Source organism: Peptostreptococcus sp. (assembly GCF_977045075.1).
In genome coordinates, this window is sequence record NZ_CDRRTB010000126.1 from 1 (window position 1) to 2,926 (window position 2,926).

Sequence of the window (2,926 nt, forward strand, 5' to 3'; positions counted from 1 at the left end):
GGTATGCTTGACAATATGCTAAACTACAGACAGAGATGGTATTCTAATTCAAAAGATAGGGGTGACAATTATGGAAAGTAAAAACAAAAATACGAGCCTATTCTCCTATTTTTCTTACCTATACTTTGCGGTTATATTCCTTATGTCAGCCTATATATGCTACAAGAACCTGGCCTTGGGAATAACATCCTTCTTGGTTTTGATAGTACTAGTCCTTATATACTTAAACAAGAAGAAGATGGACTTAAAAAAGTGGCGTGATAGGGTTCAGAGCGCTTCTTTCAACTTCAGTAATTTGACAAAGAAGTCCCTACTAAACCTTCCTATCCCCCTTTGTATCCTAGAAATGGACGGTACCATATCTTGGGCCAATAAGTACTTCGACCAAATGATTGGTCTTGAGGAAGGATCTACGTCTATAGGTGATAACCTAGAGGATATAGTTGGAGAATTAACACTTAGAAAGGTCCTAGATGAGTCAAAAATCATGGAAGACGAGTTTGTCTACAGGGATAGAACTTATACACTTAGGTACTGTTTTACTAAAACAGATGACAAGAACCAGACAGGGCCTGAGTTCAGAGTGGTAATGTACTGGCTAGACCATACTGATCTAGACCAGCTAAGAATAGATCTTGATAACAACAAGCCAGCCATAATGGTTATAGAGATTGATGGTTATGAGGATGTAATAAAAAGTACTCCTGAGGAAAATCAGTCTCTGATCAGGGTAGATATAGAAAAAATTATATCAAGGCTTGAAGATGAGACTGAGGGCCAGATAGAGAAGCTGGCAAATGATAAGTATATCTTGTTCACCAACAAGCAGGCAATCAAGAAGCTAGAAAAATGCAAGTTCCCTATCCTAGATGAGGCAAGAGAAATAGACAGAGACAATAGTCTTCCTGTCAGCCTTAGTGTAGGTGTTGGCTATGATGGTGAAACAATAGAAGAAACTGGTAAATTTGCCTCTGGTGCCATAGACATGGTCCTTGGTAGGGGTGGAGACCAGGTTGCTGTAAAAAATAAAGATGGTTATAGCTTCTTTGGAGGAAAGTCCAAGGGCTTTGAAAGAAAGACTAAGGTTAAGTCTAGGCTAATAGGCCATGCCTTTAGGGAAATTGTCAGCCAAAGTGACCACATCCTAATAATGGGTCACCACTATCCAGACATGGATGCCATGGGGGCTGCTGTAGGAGTATTTGACATATGCAAATCATATGGCAAAAAAGCCCATATAGTCCTTGATGAAGTCAATGAAGCAGTTGAGATTTTTGTAAAGAGAATAAAGGAAGACAAGTACTTTGAAGATATCTTTATAGGCCATGAAAGGGCCATAGATATGTGTAAGAAAAAGACCCTAGTGGTTGTAGTCGACACACATAGGCCTAGCTATACAGAGTGTCAAAAGCTTCTTAGCCTATCAAACAGAGTAGTAGTAATAGACCACCACAGAAGAGGGGTTGAATATATAAACGATAGCATCCTCCTATTCCATGAAATCTATGTTTCATCTACCTGCGAGATGGTGACAGAGCTAATCCAGTACACGGATTTTGATATAAACATACACAAGTTAACAGCCGAGGGGCTTTTGGGTGGTATCTACCTTGACACCAAGAATTTTGAATTCAAGACAGGGGTGAGGACCTTCGAAGCGGCTTCCTACCTTAGAAATTTGGGAGCAGAGACCCTATCAGTTAAGAAGTTCTTCAACTCATATGCTGAAGACTTCCTAGTAAAGGCTGAAATTATACAGAGAACTGAAATCGTAAAGGAAAGGATTTGTATATCATATGCCAAGGCTGAAATAGACAATATAAATATAGTCATAGCCAAGGCTGCAGATGAGCTTTTAAATATCAAAAATATAGAGGCTTCATTTGTACTTGGTATGAAGGGTGATACCGTATTTATCAGTGCTAGGTCACTGGGAGACATCAATGTACACATCCTTATGGAAAAAATCGGTGGAGGTGGCCATATAGATATAGCTGGAGCCCAGCTTAAGGATGTAAGCCTGTCTCAGGCCTACAATATGGTCAAAGACATAATAGAAGAATACTTAGAGGAGGAAGAAAAATAGATGAAGGTTATTTTATTAAAAGATGTAAAAGGAACTGGTAAGAAGGGGGAAGTAAAGGAAGTCAGCGATGGCTATGCTAGAAACTTCTTAATTAAAAAGGGGGTAGCTGTAGAGGCTAGCCAGGCTAATATGAAGGAATTAGATGAAAAGGAAAAGTCTAAGGAAAGAAAGGCCCTAATAGAATATGAAGAAGCTGTCCTACTAGGAAAGCAGATGGAAGAAATCAATATCCAGATAGAGGTAAAGGCCGGTGAAGGTGGAAGATTATTTGGCTCTATAACTTCTAAGGAAATTGCTGAACAGTTAAAGAAGCAGAAGAATCTCGATATAGATAAGAGAAAGATACTTATGGATGAACCTATCAGAACTCTTGGTTCAACATTTGTTGAAATCAAGCTTCATCAGAAGGTTACAACTAAGATAAGGGTTGACGTAAAGGAAAAGTAGTGAGATACGGACAATAAATATTTAGCGAGGCTTGGTCCTCGCTAAATTTAAATAGCTAGAATAAAAAACCGGGATTTTATCCCTACCAGGCCTTGGAGACCCTGGAAGGATAATCCTAGCCTACTAAACTATAAGGAGGATAATAAGCGTGGCAGAATTAATGAAGACTCCCCCCCACAATCTTGAATCAGAGCAGTGTGTTATAGGGTCTATAATTATGGAAGAGGAAACTATGGTCCCTGTTGCAGAGATATTGGACATAGAAGATTTCTATATAGATGCTCACAAGGTAATCTATGAATCAATGCTAGAGCTAAATAACGAAAGAAAGCCTATAGACATGGTTACTGTATCCAACAGGCTAAAGGAAAAGGGATACTTGGACCAGGTAGG

At 39.1% G+C, this 2,926-nt stretch carries 3 protein-coding genes; all 3 read left to right on the forward strand.

Translation table 11 applies throughout. The features are described 5' to 3' along the window. The first annotated feature begins 70 nt into the window (after positions 1-70). Entirely contained in the window at positions 71-2,086 is a 2,016-nt protein-coding gene (locus tag ACW6OJ_RS07800) for a DHH family phosphoesterase (RefSeq protein WP_456096248.1), read from the forward strand. After that, positions 2,087-2,533, forward strand: a complete 447-nt coding sequence (gene rplI / locus ACW6OJ_RS07805) for a 50S ribosomal protein L9 (protein ID WP_293427528.1) — start codon at positions 2,087-2,089, stop codon at positions 2,531-2,533. 148 nt (positions 2,534-2,681) lie between these two features. Further along, positions 2,682-2,926 (forward strand): DnaB-like helicase N-terminal domain-containing protein (locus tag ACW6OJ_RS07810; RefSeq protein WP_456096249.1); only part of this gene is annotated, 245 nt, incomplete at its 3' end.

Excerpts from the sequence above, each read along its gene's own strand:
- rplI (WP_293427528.1), top strand. The coding sequence starts at position 2,087 with ATGAAGGTTATTTTATTAAAAGATGTAAAAGGAACTGGTAAGAAGGGG.
- ACW6OJ_RS07800 (WP_456096248.1), top strand. The coding sequence starts at position 71 with ATGGAAAGTAAAAACAAAAATACGAGCCTATTCTCCTATTTTTCTTAC.